Genomic DNA, 20,824 nt, shown 5'->3' with positions numbered 1-20,824 from the left:
ATCTTGTTGCATAAATCTGCATTTTGAGCATCAAAATTATGCAACAATCTAATCCGATTTTACTAAATCAGCTTAAACAAGATTACATTGCTCTACAGCAACTTGGTTCACCATTATTAGCGTGTCAGGGGATGTTTGTTCCTCGTGGCATGGAAGACCTTCGCTTCTTATTTAAAAGTTGCCCACGGCCAATTGTGAGTAATGAAGATCCAGCAGAAGTTCAATATGCGGGTGGATTTACTGGAATTGTTGCTGGTCCCCCGAAAACCCATTACACAGGCAACCTTCAAATCCTAGTAACTGAAGCAGGGCATGATCAACTATTAGCTGAATATGTCGTAGCTAGTGGTGGAATCATCCATGGTGATTATTACGATGGCCGTTTAGGTAGTTTTACCCGTTCTTATGCACTTGAAAACTGTGCTATACGCTTTGAGTCAGCTGAGTATGATTCAGATAGCCGATCTCAAGTTATGACAGTTTCTTGCCCAATCGACTATAACTACTTTGGTAGCTTCGCAAACATTGGTACCAACGGCAGTATTCAGCCGGGTAAAAAAGAAATTGATGGTACAGCTGAACTTGTGAATCGCGTTCAGCAGGTAATCAATACTGCTCAACAAGCTGTACGCAACTCAACGATTAATGCGACATCACGTACATTAGGCAATCTTTTCGGGTAATGGCTATGAAGTTATTACCTGAATCTGAAGGGTATGCTGTAGTTGCTGGTTCTATCCAGCAACTTTCAGAAGAACTCTATAAAGAATATCAATTATCGGGCTATTCAATTTTGCTTGATGATATCGTGAAAGCATTTTTAGATGAGGCAAAATATTATGCCGGATGGGCTGTTTTAGATTGTCAAACTAAAGCTACCACGAGTATTGAACTGAATGAAACTATCGAACTTAGCGGTGATGAGTACGTAATCATCCAACCTTTAGTAAAAGCTCACTGTGATCTTTTGCAAGCTAGATTGGTTGAAGCTACTCGTGGGCTCGGAGTCGAAAGTTATGGGCTATCTGTATCAGAAGCTCAACAGAACTATAATGAAAAGAAAGACGCTTTGCCTAAACTTGCGTTTTGTATGGCCCCAATGAGTTTTAATTTTAACTTGGGGAACCGTTAATGCAAATCACCATTGTATCTGCGGGTAAAATTATTCCAGCGTCTGAGCTGATTAGTGCAACTTTAAGAACTGATCTCGTACCTATTCCCGCATCTATTGAGTTCACAGTTCAATCTACTACTGAATTAGACTCCCTTTTAAAAGAAGGGGAGCTACTTACTGTAAATGACATATCTCATCCTTTCGAACTTATCAAAGTTACCCCTCTAAAAACTCAGACTATTAAACAAGATCGGCGAGTAGGTGGCATCTCATGTATTGGTATTTTGGCTGGTTGTAAAAGACTTATCGAATATTCAAAGCAAGCAATTATTAGTAATGAAACTTCTTTTAATTCAGTAATTCGAGCTTGTGGTGCAACGATCAGTCTGGGCAGTGATTTACCTTTGCCTAAATTTGTTTGTTTAAAGGGTAGTATGCCTACACAGCGCTTGGCTCATTATCTGCAACAAGAAGCAGCTGTAATTTGCTTTCAAAATAATAAAGTGTCTGCTCAAAAAATTGATTCTTTCTTCAAAAAGGAACCTATCACAAAACTAGATCCTAGCAGTGTCGTTTGGATATCAAGTAAACCTTTGGAACTGATGCAAAAATCATCTTTTGTCACAGTTGAGAATAACGGTTCAACGGTTGTTGGTGATGACTCAATAACCCCAGGCCACACTGTGACGCAAAGAGCTGGTTTAGATGCCCGACAAGTCAAAAACTTGGAAAAAGTTTTGATTATGCGTGGGACCATTATTAGACCACTAAATTTGAACTGGAATGCAGGCGATATATTTGAAATAGATAGTAAGAAGTATGTCGTTTTAACTGCTGCACATCATATAGATACAGGCGCAATCGGGGGATCAATGGGGACTTCATCAAAGTTCTGGATTGCTAATTTGTAGGTCAAATATATGAATGGTTTAAAACGTGCAAAGATTTTAAGTTACAACGCAAAAGGTCGTACTGCACAAGTACACATTCATGGTTTAACTGATGGCGCGAGTGAAGGAATTACAGCAACTTTTGCTTATCCAGTCGGCGATAGTGATTTAGATACAGAAATTCAAATTGTGGATGGGGAAGACGTCTATGTCTTCTTTGAAAATGGTAATGAAGAACGTCCAGTAATCCATAGTTATGTCAGTCACGGAGACGGCGCGATTGTAGGTGTGCGCCGTATTCGACAAGACAATATTGAATTTATCTCTAAAGAAAATTTAAAAGTAGATTCTGGCACAACCGTTTCGATCAAAACGCCGTTAATGAATGTACAAGCTAATACTCAACAAACTGGTAATAGCACATTAACGGGAAATAGCACTGTAGTGGGTAATACTTCAGTTGCGGGCAATAGTGCTGTAGCGGGTAGTATGGCAGTTGGCACAACGCTTACGGTTGCAGGTGTGCCTATTGACCCTAAAGCTATTGAGGGTGCATTTAAAGATGCTCTTAATAAATTAGAAAGTTTAAAGGAAGAGTTAAAAGAACAAGGCGAAAAAATTGATGAAACTAAAGATCAAGTAAGCCAAGAGATTGATGAAAAAATAAAGGAAGTAGAAGAATTAATAGAAAATATTAAAGATTCTGATGCTTTTAAATTGCTTGAAGAAGGAATGAAACATTTTGATGAGGAAGTTCAAAAGATTCATGAACAAGTTAAAGAAGTTAATCAGATCGCTCAAAATAAAGTCGATGAAGTTCGTGCTTATATAGATCAAGAAATAAATAATACTAAATTAATTGTAGATCAACATAATAATGAGGCTAATCTACGATTGGATGAAGCCAATCAACGTATCGATCAGTCTATTCAAGCTAATGAAGCATTGGTTGCTGATGCTCAACAACGTGCAATTCGTGCTGAGAAAGAACTCGATGATAAAATCGGTTTTATTAAAAGTGAAACAGATTCAATCATTGCTGATGTAAGAAGTGATTCAAATGAAATTCGGTTAGTCGCAGAAAACGCAAAAAAAATTGCGGATCAAGAAGTTCTGGACCGTAAAAAACAAGCAGCTGACACACTAAATGTTATTGATCAAACTAAGGCCACCTTAAAACAAGACATTGATCAAAACTTAGTTAAAGCTGGTCAAATGATTGATGACGCTAAATTAGCATTAGGTGAAGAAACTAATACACTCATTAATCAAAAAATTGAACCGGTTGTAACCCAAACTGAAGCTGCAGTTAAAAAAGTAGATCAAATTGCAGCTCAGTATATTGATCTTGATAAGAAAGTTGATTCTGGTTTTCTAGCTGAAGCTGAAGCACGTGCAAATGATAAAGAGGCTTTAACTCAAAGTTTTGAGCTTAAGTTTGCTGAAATGCAAAACGAATTCGGTAAGTCAAACGCTCTAATTTCAGAAGAAATAAAAACTCTAGCAGCTCAAGATAAAGCGTTTACTGAGCAAATTAGCACCGCACAATCACAAATTGGTGACAACAAAACTGCTATTAACAAAGTCGAACGTACTGTAAGTGATTTGAATCAATCTATTGCTGAGAAAACCTCACAAATTGAATCTACTCTTAAAAACTCACAAGAACAAATAGAAGGTAATGCCGCAAACATCGAAAAAGTAGAATCTTCAGTGAAACTTGTTGATGAGAAGGTTGTTTCAGAAGCAAAAAAACTTGAAGAACTAAAAACTGACTTTAATTCGAATAAAACTAAAACAGAGTCGGATATAGCAACAATTGCTCAAACAGTTTCTGATGGTGATAAAGCCTTATCTTTACGTATCGACCAAACGAAAGCAGCTTTGGAAGAAGCTGATCGGAAATCTAATGCAAATATTTTAGAAGTTACTGAGTCACTTACCGAGTTGGAACAGTCTACTGCTTCGAAATTTAGTGAACTTGATACAAGTATCTCTAAAGAAAACTTAAAGGTACAAGGGCAAATTACTGATGTTCAAAAAAGTGTTTCGACCTTAGAAAGTAATACAAATACAAGCATAAATGGCCTTTCATCATCACTTAAAACTACTGATGATCTTGCAAATCTGGCTTTTGATAATGCAGCAGAAGCGCAGCAAACAGGAACAACGGCGGTAAAAGCTACCGAAGCCCTTTCTCAAAATTTATTAAGTCTAAAATCTCAAACACAAGTAACTTCTGGGGTACGTGCAGTCGTTACGACAAAAGGTATTGATGACTGGACACGTTGGCGTACCACTGCAGAAGCGAAAGTAATTCAAGATTCTGATGCACTAGGTGGTTATATTCTTGAGCTTGGGAATAATGCTGATAATGATGAAACATGGGTTCATTGGAATGAGTTTGTAAAGATTAACCCAGATACACTTTATCGGGTTCGTGCACGTTTCCGCCGTGTAACCGGTGAAAATGGATCTATTTATCTTGGTGTTGCATGCAAAAATGCAGACCAAAGTAAATACGTAACGACTACAAACACCCTTGCAGGAGATATGGGTTCTTCTAACTACTTATTGTCGGCCATTAAACCTAATTTAGGTGAGTGGCAAGAAGTAGTTTTATACATGAAGGGTAAGTCTACTGGGGCAGCAACTGGCTTAGGGACAATTGATAATCCGCGTACTTTCCCCGCGCAAGCTGAATTTTATGCCCCAATCTTTATTGCAAACTACAACTTCCAGACAGGAATTTGTCAGCTTAATTACATTATTGTTGAAGATAACAACTCATTAGCATCAGCTAATGATGCAACTGCAACAGCAAATGATTTATTCAAAACAGCAACTAACAGAACAGAAGCTGAAGCTGAAAGGACCAGTAAGCTTGAAACAAGAATGCAGAATGCAGAAACAGGTATTCAGAGCAATGCTCAAGCTTTATTGAAAACAGCTACAAAGAGTGATCTCGAAAGTGCAATGGGCCGTGTATCGACTGATATAACAGCTGCTGTAGATAATTTAAAAATCGGTGGTGTTAATGCTGTTGCTAATTCAGAAGCTCCTAGAACATCGACAGCTACAACAAGTCGTGAATACTTAATGTATGAACGAAGCAAAGAGTTAAAAGTTTTTTATGACGAAAACTTAGATAAGCCGGTTACCATTTCATTTGAAGTGAGTGTACCTGTTGCCGGTTCGGTTCAGGTTTACTCATCTAATGGTTCTGCCCACTTTTTCACAACTTCAGTTACAGTAACTAAAGCAAATGAATTTCAAAAATTTGCAGTGACGGTTTTTCCTAAATTAAACACTGACAGTTCAACTGAATCTACAATTGAGTTTTACGGTACATATGGCTCAGGCCGAATTCCAACAATTCAAAAATTACAGATCGAAGCCGGCAATAAACCTACAGCATGGAGCCCAAGCCCTCGGGATACGCAAAGCTCATTAAATGCTAATGCAGAAGCGATTAAGATCACTCAAGCGGAAGTTAAGAAGCACGGCGAAACATTGTCTTCTCAAAGTTTAGATATTTCTAAGCTTAGAAATGATCTAAATTTAACTAATAATGAAGTAAATAAAAAGGCTTCGTCAGAAGCATTGGAAGCAACGAAATCAGATGTAACAGAACAAGCTGGACAGATTAAAGCAGTTACAGAGCAAGCAACAGCACTCTCTGCAAGTTTGAGTAGAGCCGCAGCTGCTGGTTCGAATTTGCTTATCCAGTCAAATGTTGCGGGTAAATATAACGGAACTTCATATCCTCATCTTTCATATAAGCTAGGCGAGGATTGGGAGGTAGGCGCAAAATACACTTTAATGTGGTGTGCCGAACATCAAAGAAATGGTGCGGATACAAACTCTAATTTGGCAGTTTATGCTGGGGGAGGTCAGCAAGCCTTACAATCCGTTGTTAATACAAATGGCAAAGTTATTAATAAAATAACCTTTGTTAAAAATAATCAAGTTATTGAAAAACGTGCTTTAAATTTTTACATGATTAACAGTCCTACTGCTGCTCAAGGTTCAGTCGGAACGGTTTATTGGGCAGTGCTTGTCAGGGGTGACTTAATCACTACTGAATCGTGGATCCCCAGTGCTTATGACTACAACGCTGCAGTAGACCAAGTTAATGCAAACTTTAATGATTTCAAACAAACATATGTGACTGAAAAGGAGGCACTAACAAAGAGAACATCAAGTCTTGAAACTGGACTTTCAAATGCTGAAAAAAATATCGACAACACCGCAAAAGCACTGCAGAACTATGCAACCACAGCAAAGTTAGACGAAGCTACAGCAAATCAAACTAATCAGCTTAATGCTCAAATTAAAAATGTTAAAGCATCTATTGAATCTGCTAACGATAGTGACTCTTTACTGCCAGATTTTAATTTAAAAAATCCTGACGATTGGATTAATTACTATAGTTATGATTTGAAAATCCACTTTAAAACAACAATTACAGGAAAAGTTGGCAATACCGTATTTAGAAAAGATTCATCGAATCAAGCAGGATGTTGGATATATAGCCGCAAAGCTTTACCGACAAATCGTTCTTATAAAGTTAGCTTTTGGGTTCGCCGAAGTGCAGATTCTACAGGTGATTGCAGCATTACGGCTATGTATGGCAAAGCAGATGGTAGTTTTTCAAATGCTACAATCACTGCATCAGTGATTGCTTTAAATAGAATTCCAGCAAACGAAGAATGGGTATATATCGAACAGGTTGTAACTTTTAATACTCATCCACAAATGAAGTTAGGTTTTGCACTTGGACACAATGGCAGTGGCGGTTGGTGGGAGTTACAAGCTTATCGGGTAAATAGCGTTTTAACAGACAAAGATGTAGACACATCACTTGTTCGCGCTACACAACTACAAAATTATTCGACTACTGCTGACACCAATAAAGCTGTTGCCACAGCTACAGATGCCTTGGAAGCAAAATTTAAGCAGAAGTTCGGGAATTTATGGACAGATAGTTCAGCAACACTGGATAGCACCCGTTATACAAAAGCAGAAACAAATAAAGCTATTGCTGAAGAAAGTAAAATTCTAAAAGCAACAATTTCGTCTAGTGGTGGAGACAATTTAATCAAGAATGGTGATTTCTATGCGCCTTTTTCAATCTCTAACTGGCGTCAGAATGCTGGTGTTGAAGGTAATGTTCTAGAAGTTTTTAAGGATGCTTATGGCGCAAACTGGGGGAGATTCCGCTCTACGAATTCGTCTACTTATTTTAAAGGTTTTATAGAGTCAATTACGATAGCTGATGGTTTAGAAATTAATCAAACCTATACGTTGTCACTTAAAGCCAAAGCTCTAACTGCAGCACAAAAAACTTTGCTTTTAATCATCCATAGATATGATGGTACTGGTAATAACCAGGTTGTTAATGAATGGAATATTGCAACAGATAAAGAAGTATTATGTACTTATACTTTTGATACAAATATCAACAACTTACAATATATTAATATTATCCTATGTGCTCAAGTAGGGTATGCTCCTGATTTCTTAATTCGTGAAGTTCAATTAGAGAAAGGCGAGTTAGCAACAGGATTTAGAAAAAATCCTCGTGAAATTGAGAAAGGTTTAGAAGCTAATTCATTAGCAATTACAGGCACTAAAACAGATGTTCAGAAAAATTTAGAAAAGATCCAAGTACTAACTGAAAATTATACAACTCTTAAATCAACTGTTGATACGAATAAATTAACAGTTGATGGGAAGTTTCAGGAAATAAACTCTACAATTAGTGATAATCAACAAAATATAACCCAATCAATTAATAGCTTGGATTCTAATTACAAGCAGTTAAATCAAGATCTAGGACAAGTCTTTAATTACAGAGTTTATTCTTCAGGCTGGAATAATGATTTTACTGGAATCAAGAACTTAAAAGGTGAGACTATATCTGTAGCTTCTAACCGCGGCTTTTCTGTGCATGTTTTAGCAGCAGATGGCTCGATTGCAACCTCTACGAGATACGATACATATGCTGACCCAGCTAATGCAGTAGCAATGAGTAATGCAATTCAGTCATTACCTCAAAATACTTTTGTGATTATCACTAACTATGATTACATTGCAATGAATTTGAATAGTGTAAAACCAGCATTACTTTCATTAGGCGCAAATCAATTTACTCTAGATCAGATTACAGGCAGAGATGCTTATATTTTAATTGGGCAGAAGGGAATCGGAGCGGGAAGAGGTATTGAACTTCATGCAACTCCTGACTCTGGTCTGAATGGCGCAAAACAGATTATGGTTGCTGTTCAGGTCGTTAGTGGTATTCCATTAGGATTAGCTAATAACAGTGGTAATTTGCAAAAAGTTTTGGAAAATCATGCTCAAATTTTAAGTCAAAAAATTACTCGATCTGATGCTAAAGAAGTATTTGCAGAGGAAATAAAATCCTTTTCAGCAAAACTAGATACTATTCAATACGCAGAAGATAATTGGATTTTATTAGGTGATGAAACTAAAACATTAAATGTTTCAACAGGCACAAATCAAACTTTTCCAGTCTGGGAACTACAATATAAAATTAAAGAACTACCAATCGCTAAAGGTGATCCTGTAGTTATACGAATCAAATATAATGCTTCGGCAGGTCTAATTGGTGCAGTTTGTACCATCCAATTTCACGGCGCGGTATATGGGCTTGGTTTACCATTATTTACTGTTCAAGCAAGTGGAGAATTAGAATTAACGGGGATTTTTCCAAGTGATGTAAAAGCTACGAATTTTGAATTTGTTCCTCTGGGTTTACGATTTGATAATGCTCCTTCAGCGGGCACATTTTCAGTTTCGAATATTTTCATTAGCCGAGGAAATTCTGCTCCTAATTTCAAAGGAGGCTTTAAAACTACTCTTAAACAAAATGCGAAATTTGTTGAAGATACATTTATCAATGCTGATGTTAACAAAGGTGTTATTGCACAACAAATTCAGCAATATGACGCTTCTGTACCAGGTGGACTTTCAACGGTATTAAAAACTACTAAAGCAGCAGCGGATCAAACATCAAAAGATTTAATTAATCTTCGTAATAATGATATTACTCAGCTCCAAACAAGCACCGACAATCTGGGTTCAGCATTAGAAAATACAACTAAGCTTGCAATGATGATTACTAACGGTAAGTTGCTTTACGGTGATGTAAATTTCAAGAAAGGAATGAACAACGTCGGCACTTACAACAATCTTCAGAATGGTACAGTTAGTGTTACTCGTGAAGTTAAAAGTGCTGACAATCCGACCACTTCAACTCATGAGGTTAGAATCGTTACAACTGGTTCAGCAAGCCCGAATTTCGGCGGTTTTCATCAACAGTTTTTCACACGTTCAAATGCTATTTTTATCATTAAATACCTGATTAAATTACCTATCGGCTACAAGTTATATCCTGCAGCAAATTTAATGGGCGATGGATCAGTAGATAAATTCATTGGTAGCACTGACGGGACGGGGAGATTTGAAGTTTATGTTCGTATGGTTAAATCCGGTGCCACCGGAATATTCGATACTTCTGGATTCGTACATGTAGCGGGTGGACCAGCCCCAACACCTGAAAGCCCTCTAATCTGGACTTTAGCTCAAATTGAATGTTATGACGTAACTGACTATGCATCTGCAGATCCTAATTTACAAGATTTCGTTTCCACAGCTAACGAGTCATTAGGGACATTAACTAATTTTAAGGAAACATGGGCAAGTAAACTTACTGAAATGTCTTCTAAATTGGATAGAACAAATAGTGCATATATTCTTAATTCTGACCTAACTAATACAAATATTGAAAGAGCAATTGCTGCATCGTCAAATCAGTTAAAGTCGGAATATATTGATCCATTACAGAAAAATACTGAAAGCTTAAAAGAAAATATTTTAACGAATGTTGACTTATCAGGTTTGAATCCAGATATTTACTATCCTGTTATCTTTCAGTTGGCTACCGGTAAGCAAAAGTATGATTTTAAAGTATTTTGTACTTTGGGCGGCCAAAATAATAGTAATGTGCCTTGGGCTACACATGGTACACGCTCTTTCGGTCTTAATTGTGAATGGAGTGTTACCGCTAATGGATGGGGTACTCAAGCAGAAAATAGAATTATTGATAAGTTCTCTTTTAGCTGGACTGCACAATCACCTTTAATAAACATTAAACAAATGCCTAACTCTTCAATTGAAACTGTCTTTTTACGGGGTGGGGCGAGATATGATATATCACACTATAAAACGATTACACCACTTATTAAAACTGAGTCTTTCACAGCTTTGGGACAATCTATTGAACCAATTCAATATAATTCGTCACTTGTACCAGTACCAATTTTTGCAGAAATTGTAAAAGCTCAAGACACAGCTGCTGCAGCATCTAGAACAGTTGCTGACATACAAAGAGATTATGTGACTTCTTCAAAATTGAATGAGGCAGTTGCTTCATCCAATGAAAGATTATCAGCCCTCTATTCAGCAAATAGCCAAACCATTATGGCGTCTGCTTTGCAAACTTTTGAGAAAGATTGGATTAACAGAACGCCTAGCGGCTCAAGAATAGGAATGCGTTTAATTGAAGATCAAACTTGTCGTGGTGGTTATGCATTACGAATGGGAGATAATTCAGGAAACGATGAAGTATGGTTGAATTGGTTTTCTACCTTACCAATTGATGATAATAAGATGTACCGGATTAAATACCGCTACAGAAGAGTGTCAGGTGCTGGTGTCGTTTATGTGGGGGCCACCTGTTTTAATGCCGCAAAAACTGCATTTATTACAGACGCTAATTACATTAATGGAGATATCGGCTCAAGTCATTATGTGGTGGGTGGCGCTGCACCTGCCTTGGGTACATGGGTGACGGGTGTTGCTTATTTCAAAGGTAGATCTGCTGGTGCAAGTAGTGGGGCTGGAACGCTTACAAACCCCAGAACATTTGCAAATAAAGCAGCTTTCTTTACTCCTGTTTTTATCGGCAATTATGCAGCTCAAGCAGGCGAAGTAGATCTAGATTACATCGATATTGAAGATGCAGACAATATTGCTGAATTTGAGAGTTTTAAAACTACATATACCACGGATGTAGGAGCTTACGTTGGTTCACTTCAAACTCTCACTTCAGTATATGGGCCAAATGCAATTAATCTTAAGTCTCAAGCTGACTTGATAGATGGCGTAAAGGGTAAGTATGTAATGGGGATGGACAATAATGGTGTGTTCACTGGTATGTCTATGGTCAGCGAGCAAACAAATGGAACTGTGCTCAGTTCTATAGGTTTCCAAGCGGATAAGATTTTCTTCACTACTGGTACTTCTTCTACTAAATATATGCCGTTCATAATCCAAGACAATCAAGTTGTCATGAACAGTGATGTATTTATTAAGAATTTGACAGCTGCAAATTTCAAAGCGAAGTCTTTAACAGCTGAACTGTTTAAAGTCGATAAATTGAGCGCGATTGCTGGTGAGTTGGGGACCTTAACTACCTACAAGGATCCGGCTAAACCCAATGGTGCACGAATGGTTTTAAGCGGCAGTTTAATTACGGTTTACGACGATAATAATGTTGTCAGGGTTAAATTAGGGCTGTGGTAGTGAAGAAGGGCTAGTTATCTAGCCCTTTATTTTGGGAGGACAATATGCCACAAGGCTTACAATGTTTTGATGAAACTGGGAAGATTGTTGTTGATGTTACAGATCGTCAAATGCACTTAATACATACTTTTGAAGTCTCTTTAGGTTCTAATGAGTATTATAAGGATTATGTTTATGACGGTATTACATCTGAAACTCATATAGCAATTGTTAGAGAAGACTGCTTAGGTAATATGACTCAGCAATACCCTACACTTGCTTACCATGGTGGGCCTTTTGCATCTATTTATACACCTAATGTAGTAAGAGTGAGCGCATTGTCTGGTTTAGCCCTTCTTACTGTTGATATTTATAGGTATGGATAATGTCTGGCTTTGAAGTAAGTAATGATAAAGGTGAAATTATTGTTAGCGACACTTACAGACATTTAGGTGTAAATTCTGTACAAGTGTTAGATGGTGGTGCACCTAGTTCAATAGGTGCTTCTTCTGGTTGGGCACCTAGTTTTATTCAAACCCCTAGTTTGGTATATCCTTCTTTTCGTAATGATTTACCAAAAGAGACTCTTTATATTTTAAACCTATCAGAAGGCACAGAGTTCTGTGGGAAATATTGGCATAGTGTGCATAACAATAATATTTCATTTTTAAGTTATGACTACACTAAAACCTCTGGTTATTTAGATGTATATGATGAGCAAGGTAATTTAATCTGGTCTGCTATATCTGCTAAAAATGTTCCAAGGATTGTGCAAACATATCAATTAACAGCAGATAACTTATTATACGGTATTACACTGAGCATTGGTTCTAATGTGGGTATCTTACTAAATACTTTACCTTCGTGGTTTAGGCCAGGACCTATGAATAACTTAAATAGAGGGGGCGTGTTCGGTAGGTACTCTAATGGTCAGTTACAATTACAGTTTGCGGCTGCTGCTAAATTAAATAATATCTCTTCAAGGATTATTGAAAATTTAGGGCCTAATGGCACTCTTCCTGTTCATATTACCTCTTTTGCATCATAAGGTTACTAGATAATAAGAAAGCCCCTTATTTGGGGCTTTTTTATTAAAGTATGTTATGCAGGTTGATCATTACTTTGTGGTTCTTCTACAAAAGTGTAGTTAACTGCAATGGAACCAGTTTCAAGGTCCCAGCCTAGGTTTAATGTTTTGAAAGCAGGACGATTATTATATCGTTGACTATTTACAATATCTTTTGTCTTTTGAGCTAATTCAATATCTAAATCAGTGAAGACTTTTACATCAGCCATGAGCGAATCCTCTGAACAGTAAAATAAGTTTGTTCAGATAGAATTGCATGCTGGATATTTATTAAATCTGTTTGGTTCCAATTCACTTTGGAACCCATCTAAAAGTAAAAAAATAGCAGCCTTCAAAATACATAATTATTTAGGTATTTTGGCTTCGTTATGTCTTCTCGGTTCTTATCGTTGTTACTCGGTGAAAATGTTAATTCATATGATCAGCAATTCGATACGTCTAATCAGGATGCAACAGCGCAGCTATATGAAACTATGGCTCCGTTTTCACTTGGGACTAACCAAACCAAAGCCAATAAGAAGCGTACTCGAAAAGAAATTCTTACTAAATGGGAAAGAATGTTACGCTTTGCACCTATCGCAGAGGGTATGGGGATTCATGTTTCTGCAGCCTTAGGGGGAGATTCTTATAGCGGCCAACAAGTCTTTATTACGCCCGCAGAACGGTTAAAAAAGGCGAATGGACCAGCAGCTGAAAAACTAAAAAAACAACTAGATGAGCGCCGTGTAAAGATGGAAAAGCTGATCAATAAGTATTTAAGCAAGCTAGCCCGAGATGCAATTTCATTTGGTGATTCTTATGCACGTATTTACGGGAAAAAAGATCAAGGTGTAATTGACCTCGTATGTAATGAGTATACTTATCCACCATTAATACAACCTTTCGAACAAGGCAGTAAGACTGTCGCCTTTTTTTGTTTAGATCCTCGTAATTGGCAAAAAACTATTACCAAACTGAATACTATTCAAATGGTACGTTTCAAAATGCCCCGTATGAGCAATATTGCTCAATATGAGCTTGTAGAAACTGGTCTAGTCACGAAAATGTTAGAGGGGGATGATCCAGATGAGCTACCTATCTTACCTGCGCATTTGGGCGGCTCATTCCTTTACGAAATTGAAGACATTTATGATGATGTAATCCTTGCTTTGGCATCTATGAACAGCCAGCAAATTGCAGATACCGTAAATCAGATGTTCTTGACAGTAAATATGTCGGGAATGCCACCAGCACAACGTCAAGCTTATATCCGTGGTTTAGAAGGTTTACTTAAAAATCATGAGGCTTATGTCCGTGATGCTTTATCAGGTGGAGAAGCAGTTTGGAATACTGCTTTTCACATGCTTCCGGTATTTGATGAAAAACAAGTTCTAAATCCAGTGGGTGATATCAAGAATCAACGAAGCTCACCTATTAATATTGAACAGTTCATGATTAATGTCCGTTTGCTGATGGGTGGAATTGGTCTAGATCCAAGCATGGTCGGTTGGGCTGATATGTTAACTGGTGGTATAGGAGAAGGTGGAGCATTCCATACTTCTGCACAAATCATGCGTAGGTCACAAGATATTCGAACAGCAGCTTCCGAAGGGATTAATCAAATTCTTCATTTGGATTGGGGGTTTGCTTACAACGAACAATTTGAGCCTGAAGATTACCCTTGGCAAGTTGAATATTATTCAAACCAAACTGCAGCAGCTACAGAAGAAATCAACAATGCTCAATCAAGAATGAATACAACATTACTTAAAACACAAGTAATCGCATCATTGAAAGAATCAAATTTAGATGTAGATATTATGGCGTACATTCTTGAGCGCGATACAGGTATGAAATATGAGGAAGCATTAACATTAGCTGAAAGTATTGCTAAGAGCCGTAAATTTCCAGAGGATGAAGAATAATGGCTTTCTTTGAATACGAAACGCAGAATAAAACTATAAATAACAGTTTTGGAAACGTTTTAAATCCGTTTAAAGAACGTTTTGCTAAGAATCCTGTCTTGTGGTCTGGGCTAACTGTTGATCGAGCTGTTTCACATTATCAGGAACTTTACGCATTAGGGACACTTTCAGCGGCCCATTTTGGAATTGAAATTCGCCCGTACCGTGCAAACAGTAAAATTGCTCAAGCAAATATTCCAATTTTTGATCCTTCAAACAAAGTTGCTTGGTTAGCCAATAATGTAGATGTATCACTACTAGATGCCCAAACCGATGCAGTGCATGTGGGGCATTTTCAACTCAACCATGTAACTGGTAATGCTTCAAATGAGTTGAGCATTTCATTTATTGAGACTAAAGAAGCAGCTATTGCGAATAGTGCTAAAGCTATAAAAGAAATAATGTTTAATAAAGATGGTACTCAGTCGCCACCAATTGAATACTTAATGAGATTAAAAATATATGCTTTTGATAAAGCTGCAAGAAATCAGAACCAATTTGAAATTGAGCATCTAGTTTCACTTCAAGCAGGCAATTTGCCCCTTGATGCCTCTAATAAAGCACATGCCATTGTTACTTTAAATTTCATAAAAATGTTTCCCAACTTAAAATAAGCTATGGAACTCATTGCCTTTATAGATTCACCTAATTGAGAAAATATCCTCAAACTAAAATGAGGATAACTCCGTGAGTGTTAAATCAATTTTCATTCAAACACACGCACCACATCAAAGCCGATTAGTACATGGTTTTGACTCCATGGTGAATAGTGGTGCTTGTTCAATTGGGTTTATTAAGGGTGATTACCGTCAAATTAATGCTTTAGTCACTGAAGATTACACGGAAAATGATTTCTGGCGTGTTGTAAATTTAAAAGGTAAAAAGGGTGGGATAGATGCGTTTGATTCTGTTGCGGTTTTAGGCGCTATCGATGACCAGCATGCAGCTGATTTAGCGATACTGCAATTTGGCCGAATGTTTGATGCTTGTGTTACAGATGTTATTGAAACAAATCAATTTGGACTTAAGCGCCATTTATCTTCACAACAATTTAATTTGACGGGTGCAAAACCGATTCAAAGATGGCAACTAGAACAATTACAAAATGTTGTCGCAGCTGAAAAACCTGAATGGGATGGAATCAATTTAATTTCTCATGAGGGTGATACTTCTAAGTTGTTATTAGATATGCAACGAAATGATGATCACAGCCAATTATTAAGTAAATTTGATGGGTTACCTACGCTTTTATCTAGTCTAGGCGTCGAAGAAGCGCATTATGACTCTATTATCGTTGATTACCAGCATTTAGAGCAGCTGTCTGCAATTTTGCATCACTCTATGGATCAGTTTTCAAAAACTGGCGTCAAAATCGTTAACGTTACGGAAAGTAAGCCCTTTAAGCATAAAAAAGTCCTTCAAATTGCCCTTACTTATGATTTTGATGACGGCCAAAACTTCACAATCCTTTTTCATAAGCCAGATCGATTATCAAAAAAAATTAGTCCAGCAGATTCATTAATTTCATGGAAGATTTTAATGAACAATCGGGATATTACTGCTGCAATCCAGCCTAATCAGGGAGAAGGAATTTCAATTCCAGTTCTCGCTGGTCGAATTATGAAGTTAATTAACCAAAATAGTAATCGTTTTAAGCGGTTACAATCTAAAAAAGCAGAAAAGGCCAAGGCTTTAGCAGATGCTGAACTACGCCTCGAGCAAAAACAAAGTCAATTAAATTCTTTAAGTGCAGAAATTTCCAATTTATTAAACGAATTGGATCAGTTGCAAAATACATTGTTAACCAAGCAATCTGAGGAAAATGAAGGAATCATTAAAGAGAATAGTCTTGATAATGAGTTACCAGATAGTATTTCTGATGAAGAAGCCGAACGTTTAAAAGCCGATTTAAAGCGTTTAAATGCTGATCCTGAATGGGCAGGTGAAGATGGTTTACGTTACCAAGCATTCTTTGAACGTATCAATAAGGCTCTAGAGGGGGACTCTGATGCGGTAGTTTGGGCTCGTGAATGGATTTCTGAACTAGATGACCAGGCTTTGGCTCAACAGCAAGCAGAATTAGAAGCAAAAAAACTTATTGATGCCGAAAATGAAGCTAAACAAAAAAGAGATGAAGAAGTTTTAGCAGCACGTGCAGCTAGTATAGCTGAAAACAAAATGATGCAAGCATGGTTAGACACTTTGGAAAAGCCTGAAGATACTAACAACATAGACTTTATGGCTTGGGTTTCAGATCGCCGTGGTGAATTCTTAAAAAACTGGAATGGGGCCGAAGGTTCACCAGAATATTTAACAGCATTTTATGAATATTCAAGAGCATGGGCAGATGAACATTTAGCGGATCGCCTCAGTAATAAAGAGCCAGCCCAAAATTCAGATAATGATGAATCTAAAGAACTAAATGCTCCGACAGAAGTTGAAGATCTTCAGCCTAGTACGACAAATGATGAAGGTAATCAACTTTACCGTTCAGTAATTGAAGGGCAGGTTAAAGTTAATCTTGAGTTATTAGAGCAAATTCGAGATGAAGCAGAAAAAGACTTAAATGATCCACTTCTTATTCCAGCGGTGACAGAACTCTTGAATCAAGTGCAAAAAATGGAAGCGGAGAATATCTAATGACAACTTTAAATCTAATTTCTATTCAAGATATTGCTAAAAATCCATTAGTTGTAATTGATCAAATGATTAGTTTCTTTAAACCTAAACAGCCCTTTACTGGGCTATTGAAGGGTAGAACTAATAATGTGAAAACAGCCAAAGGACAAAAGATTTCTACTGTATTCGCTTTAGTTGATATTGATCAAGTAATTGCATCTCATACAGCAACTGGTGCGGAAAACCCTAATTATCCGCAAGAATTGCAGCCACGAGATCGTAGTCGTGAATCCTCACAAGCATGGGTACAGAAAACTGCTAATGATTTAGACCCCGAAAGCCTAGGCCGCTCAGGTCGGGCAGACACGGGAGCACCGATAACTGGTGATGATTTAGTTGTTGAATCAGGAAATGGCCGAACAATGGCAATCAAGCTTGCCTATGAGCGCGGTACCGCAGATGAGTATAAACAATGGTTGATTGATGAAGCTGATTACTTTGGCTTTAGCAGTGAGCAGGTCCAAGCAATAGCTCAACCAATCTTGATACGTATTCGTACAACTGAGATTGATAGAGCTCAATTTGCCATAGATGCTAACCAAGATGATAAGTTGTCTTTTACAGCAACTGAACGTGCTAAAGCTGATGCTAAACGTTTAGATGAGAATTTACTGGCTCTTTTTAACCCGAGTGAAGATGGCGATTTATTAGCAGTAAGTAATCAAAAGTTTATTCAAGGTTTTTTAAGTAAATTAGGTGATACAGAAGCTGCCCAGTACACAACGAAAGATAAAAAACCAACACAAGCACTGATAAACAGAATCAAGGCCGCAATTTTTAGTAAAGCGTACAATGATGATCGTCTGCTAGAAATGATGGCTGATCATACAAAACCAGATCTTCAAAATATGCTTAATGCGCTTGGTGTTGCTGCGCCTAAATTTATTGAAGCGCAAGCTATAAGTCGTGGAAATGTTCAAGATATATCAGATCAAATCGTTGATGGAATGGAGCAAGCCATTGATCAACGTGTTGCTAATGCAATTATTGATGCAGCAAATACCATTTTATCTGCAAAGCAAAATGATCAAGATATTGTTGAGTTTGTAAAGCAGCAAGGTCTTTTTGAGGATCTAGGAGAAGGTGTTGCTGAGCTCGCCGTATTTCTCGCCAAGAATAGCCGCAGTTCAAAAAAAATGAGTATGTTATTTAAAGCATTAGCTGAATTTGCAGAGAAACAGGCTTTAGATAGTAGTAATGTAGGCTTGTTTGGTGAACCTGAACCAGTAAGTGTAAAAGATGCTATCCAATATGCACAACAAGTGCTTGGTGATGATTTCATTAGTGTGCAAATGTACGATTCATTATTCTCTAATGCATGTAATTATTTAAAATTAATAGATTATGTATCTAAGGATCCTCTTTTTGTTATTAAATCATTGATTATAAACATTAAAAAATATAAGTTTTAATTTTTAACATTGGTATTAGAACATTTAATTAATCTATTGTTGACTAATAAATGTTCTAATATGTTTTTTGGGAATAATTTAGGAATAAAAAACTATAGAAAAGTAAAAAAATAGTGTATAAGGTTAAGTAAAATATTTTGGAGCCGCTTTATGGCTATAGCTGAAGAATTACATGTTAAAAGTTTAATCCAACCATATTCTAATTCTATTATTCAGGCTATTAAGGAGGCGTGGTCATTGTGGCTGCAAAGTCCTTTTTTTGGAAAATGGAGTTCACGCGGACGTGCCACATTCGTTTGGGAAACTGTAATTAATTTACTCAAAGAAAAATTTATTGGACGTAGTGACGTTTTTATTATAGATAAAGGTGTTACGGTACTTTTTGTAATTCAACAGCAAGTTGTTTTTCGTTTTAAATTGGCAGATAGGACTGGAAGAAGTAAAAACGTTCAAACAGATTCGGCTAAAAGCTTTCATGATCCTGAACTCAATTATAATTTATTAGCTGAAGCTGATATAGCTAGTAATATTCCACGTATTGAAGTTATCTATACTTTAAATAAGTCTGCTACTCAAATCGATAATATCAAAATGATTGCTAGAGATAAAAATTCCGTTGCTTGGAATGTAAGTTTAATTGATAGCCAAACATCATTCGTTGAATTTGACGAAAGCAAAGATACAAGTGACTTTGATACTGTTAAGGATAATCAAACAAAACGTCGTTTCAAAGGGAAATCCACTGGCGGTGGATTTAAAAAAGCAGAAGGTGAATCGTGAGTAATTTGACCTTTAATCCTGAGTTATTAAGGATAGTAAGGCAGTTTAGAGGGTTTGGACAAACAGCTCTTGCTAAAATGGCTTCTTTGTCTCAGGGAACTCTGTCAAAAATTGAAGCAGGATTGTTAGAGCCTAATGAGGAAATGGTTTCAAATCTTGCCAAAGTTTTAAACTTTCCCGTTTCAATATTTTATGAGACCTATAAGCCATTTGGTTTACCGTTAAGTGTTCATCCCATGTACAGGAAGAACTCTTCAATCGGTAAAAGGGCTATTGAACAACTTGAAGCTGAACTTAATATTCGATTATTTAACTCTATGAAGCTAGTTAAAGCTATTGAGTTTGAGGAGGATTTACCACTTCCTTTTTTAAGTTTAGATATATATGAAACTCCTGAAAAAGTTGCTGAATTGCTCAGAAGAACTTGGTTAATTCCTAATGGCCCATTAAAGAATTTAACCGATTATGTTGAGAGGGCAGGGTGTCTCGTATTTCATTGCGATTTCTCTCAAGAAGGTGTGTCTGGTGTAACAATAAAAGTACCTGGTTTAAACCCTTGTATTTTTATTGATAAAAATATGCCCTCAGATAGACAACGTTTCACACTGGCGCATGAGTTAGGTCATGCAATTATGCATAAACTCCCTTCAGAAAATATGGAGGATGAGGCTAACCGTTTTGCAAGTGCTCTTTTGATGCCTTCAAAAGATATTAGACCATATCTTACTGGGAAAATTACTTTAGAAAAGCTCGCTACCTTAAAGTTGGTTTGGAAAGTTTCTATGAATGCTCTTCTTAAAACAGCAGAACGAGAAGGCTTATTAACACCATCCCAGAAAAAGTATCTATGGATACAAATGACTAAGAATGGTTATAGGACTAAGGAACCTGTAGAGTTGGATTTTCCTAAAGAAAAGGCTGTAACTATAGATCAAATTTTTGAATACTATAGAGAAGACTTAGGTTACTCAATTGATGAGTTATCTAATTTATTGCAAACACCAAAAGAAGACATTGATTCACTCTACTCATTAAATATAGTTAAGAAAAAACCAAATATACGAATTTTAGAATAAGATTGGCCCTCCATTAGGAGGGTTTCCTTTTTTAATAAAAAAACTTTTCTTTTTAAAAAAAATAGTCATAATAAATCTATGCTTCCACACTAAGCTTGTCACTCCAACCGTATTACGGAGCGAACATTCCTTAAGTAATGATGTGTACGTATATATGATTTACAACATTAGTGTAGTGATCCTAGACAGTATCGTGGACAACAAATCCCTCTAAATTCTTAAAATATTTCTTCTCAAAGGCTTCAGGGCTTA

General features: G+C 36.9%; 13 protein-coding genes. 12 read left to right on the top strand and 1 reads right to left on the bottom strand.

All coding sequences use genetic code 11. The annotated features are described in order from the left end of the window. Window positions 1-38: 38 nt before the first annotated feature. The 6 genes from HMPREF0014_RS13515 to HMPREF0014_RS13490 are packed head-to-tail and all read left to right on the top strand — an operon-like array spanning window position 39 to window position 12,643. Window positions 39-683: a hypothetical protein gene (locus HMPREF0014_RS13515; protein ID WP_001187723.1), complete on the top strand. Its 645-nt coding sequence runs from the start codon at window positions 39-41 to the stop codon at window positions 681-683. Continuing rightward, window positions 683-1,132, top strand: a complete 450-nt coding sequence (locus HMPREF0014_RS13510) for a hypothetical protein (RefSeq protein WP_001240941.1) — start codon at window positions 683-685, stop codon at window positions 1,130-1,132. Before HMPREF0014_RS13515 ends, HMPREF0014_RS13510 begins: the two co-directional genes overlap by 1 nt. Next, on the top strand, window positions 1,132-2,025 hold the full coding sequence (locus tag HMPREF0014_RS13505) for a hypothetical protein (protein ID WP_001167468.1): 894 nt from the start codon (window positions 1,132-1,134) through the stop codon (window positions 2,023-2,025). Before HMPREF0014_RS13510 ends, HMPREF0014_RS13505 begins: the two co-directional genes overlap by 1 nt. Window positions 2,026-2,034: 9 nt before the next feature. Further along, window positions 2,035-11,616 (top strand): interleukin-like EMT inducer domain-containing protein, encoded by a 9,582-nt coding sequence (locus tag HMPREF0014_RS13500; RefSeq protein WP_020992241.1) that lies wholly within the window; start codon window positions 2,035-2,037, stop codon window positions 11,614-11,616. Window positions 11,617-11,660: 44 nt separating this feature from the next. Next, window positions 11,661-11,981 carry a hypothetical protein gene (locus tag HMPREF0014_RS13495; protein WP_006581287.1) on the top strand — a complete coding sequence of 107 codons (321 nt, stop codon included), beginning with the start codon at window positions 11,661-11,663 and terminating at the stop codon, window positions 11,979-11,981. Continuing rightward, complete coding sequence (locus HMPREF0014_RS13490) at window positions 11,981-12,643, top strand: hypothetical protein (RefSeq protein ID WP_006581286.1); 663 nt, start codon at window positions 11,981-11,983, stop codon at window positions 12,641-12,643. The genes HMPREF0014_RS13495 and HMPREF0014_RS13490 overlap by 1 nt, the downstream gene beginning before the upstream one ends. Window positions 12,644-12,696: 53 nt before the next feature. On the opposite strand, the gene HMPREF0014_RS13485 is transcribed toward HMPREF0014_RS13490, so the two are convergent. Continuing rightward, window positions 12,697-12,891 (bottom strand): hypothetical protein, encoded by a 195-nt coding sequence (locus HMPREF0014_RS13485; protein WP_006581285.1) that lies wholly within the window; start codon window positions 12,889-12,891, stop codon window positions 12,697-12,699. 159 nt (window positions 12,892-13,050) lie between these two features. On the opposite strand from HMPREF0014_RS13485, the gene HMPREF0014_RS13480 reads away from it, so the two are divergent. The 6 genes from HMPREF0014_RS13480 (at window position 13,051) to HMPREF0014_RS13455 (ending at window position 20,572) form a co-directional block, all read left to right on the top strand. Then, window positions 13,051-14,586, top strand: coding sequence for a hypothetical protein (locus HMPREF0014_RS13480; RefSeq protein WP_000098520.1), 1,536 nt, complete (start codon window positions 13,051-13,053; stop codon window positions 14,584-14,586). Next, window positions 14,586-15,239 carry a hypothetical protein gene (locus HMPREF0014_RS13475; protein ID WP_000863713.1) on the top strand — a complete coding sequence of 218 codons (654 nt, stop codon included), beginning with the start codon at window positions 14,586-14,588 and terminating at the stop codon, window positions 15,237-15,239. Before HMPREF0014_RS13480 ends, HMPREF0014_RS13475 begins: the two co-directional genes overlap by 1 nt. A 73-nt stretch (window positions 15,240-15,312) precedes the next feature. Next, window positions 15,313-17,265, top strand: coding sequence for a hypothetical protein (locus HMPREF0014_RS13470; protein ID WP_020992240.1), 1,953 nt, complete (start codon window positions 15,313-15,315; stop codon window positions 17,263-17,265). Next, complete coding sequence (locus HMPREF0014_RS13465; RefSeq protein ID WP_000209665.1) at window positions 17,265-18,716, top strand: hypothetical protein; 1,452 nt, start codon at window positions 17,265-17,267, stop codon at window positions 18,714-18,716. The genes HMPREF0014_RS13470 and HMPREF0014_RS13465 overlap by 1 nt, the downstream gene beginning before the upstream one ends. A 150-nt stretch (window positions 18,717-18,866) precedes the next feature. Next, entirely contained in the window at window positions 18,867-19,496 is a 630-nt protein-coding gene (locus HMPREF0014_RS13460; RefSeq protein WP_000951723.1) for a hypothetical protein, read from the top strand. Beyond that, entirely contained in the window at window positions 19,493-20,572 is a 1,080-nt protein-coding gene (locus HMPREF0014_RS13455; RefSeq protein WP_000067934.1) for an XRE family transcriptional regulator, read from the top strand. The genes HMPREF0014_RS13460 and HMPREF0014_RS13455 overlap by 4 nt, the downstream gene beginning before the upstream one ends. Window positions 20,573-20,824 lie beyond the last annotated feature (252 nt).

Origin of the sequence: Acinetobacter sp. RUH 2624, from assembly GCF_000162375.2 — a bacterium.
Classification (GTDB): Bacteria; Pseudomonadota; Gammaproteobacteria; order Pseudomonadales; family Moraxellaceae; genus Acinetobacter; species Acinetobacter nosocomialis.
Note: the sequence above shows the minus strand (reverse complement) of the source record. Positions and strands in the feature narration are given on the sequence as shown.

Bases quoted from the DNA above. Each gene is read 5' to 3' on its own strand.
- HMPREF0014_RS13515 (WP_001187723.1), top strand. From the start codon at position 39: ATGCAACAATCTAATCCGATTTTACTAAATCAGCTTAAACAAGATTAC.
- HMPREF0014_RS13510 (WP_001240941.1), top strand. From the start codon at position 683: ATGGCTATGAAGTTATTACCTGAATCTGAAGGGTATGCTGTAGTTGCT.
- HMPREF0014_RS13505 (WP_001167468.1), top strand. From the start codon at position 1,132: ATGCAAATCACCATTGTATCTGCGGGTAAAATTATTCCAGCGTCTGAG.
- HMPREF0014_RS13500 (WP_020992241.1), top strand. From the start codon at position 2,035: ATGAATGGTTTAAAACGTGCAAAGATTTTAAGTTACAACGCAAAAGGT.
- HMPREF0014_RS13495 (WP_006581287.1), top strand. From the start codon at position 11,661: ATGCCACAAGGCTTACAATGTTTTGATGAAACTGGGAAGATTGTTGTT.
- HMPREF0014_RS13490 (WP_006581286.1), top strand. From the start codon at position 11,981: ATGTCTGGCTTTGAAGTAAGTAATGATAAAGGTGAAATTATTGTTAGC.
- HMPREF0014_RS13485 (WP_006581285.1), bottom strand. From the start codon at position 12,891: ATGGCTGATGTAAAAGTCTTCACTGATTTAGATATTGAATTAGCTCAA.
- HMPREF0014_RS13480 (WP_000098520.1), top strand. From the start codon at position 13,051: ATGTCTTCTCGGTTCTTATCGTTGTTACTCGGTGAAAATGTTAATTCA.
- HMPREF0014_RS13475 (WP_000863713.1), top strand. From the start codon at position 14,586: ATGGCTTTCTTTGAATACGAAACGCAGAATAAAACTATAAATAACAGT.
- HMPREF0014_RS13465 (WP_000209665.1), top strand. From the start codon at position 17,265: ATGACAACTTTAAATCTAATTTCTATTCAAGATATTGCTAAAAATCCA.
- HMPREF0014_RS13460 (WP_000951723.1), top strand. From the start codon at position 18,867: ATGGCTATAGCTGAAGAATTACATGTTAAAAGTTTAATCCAACCATAT.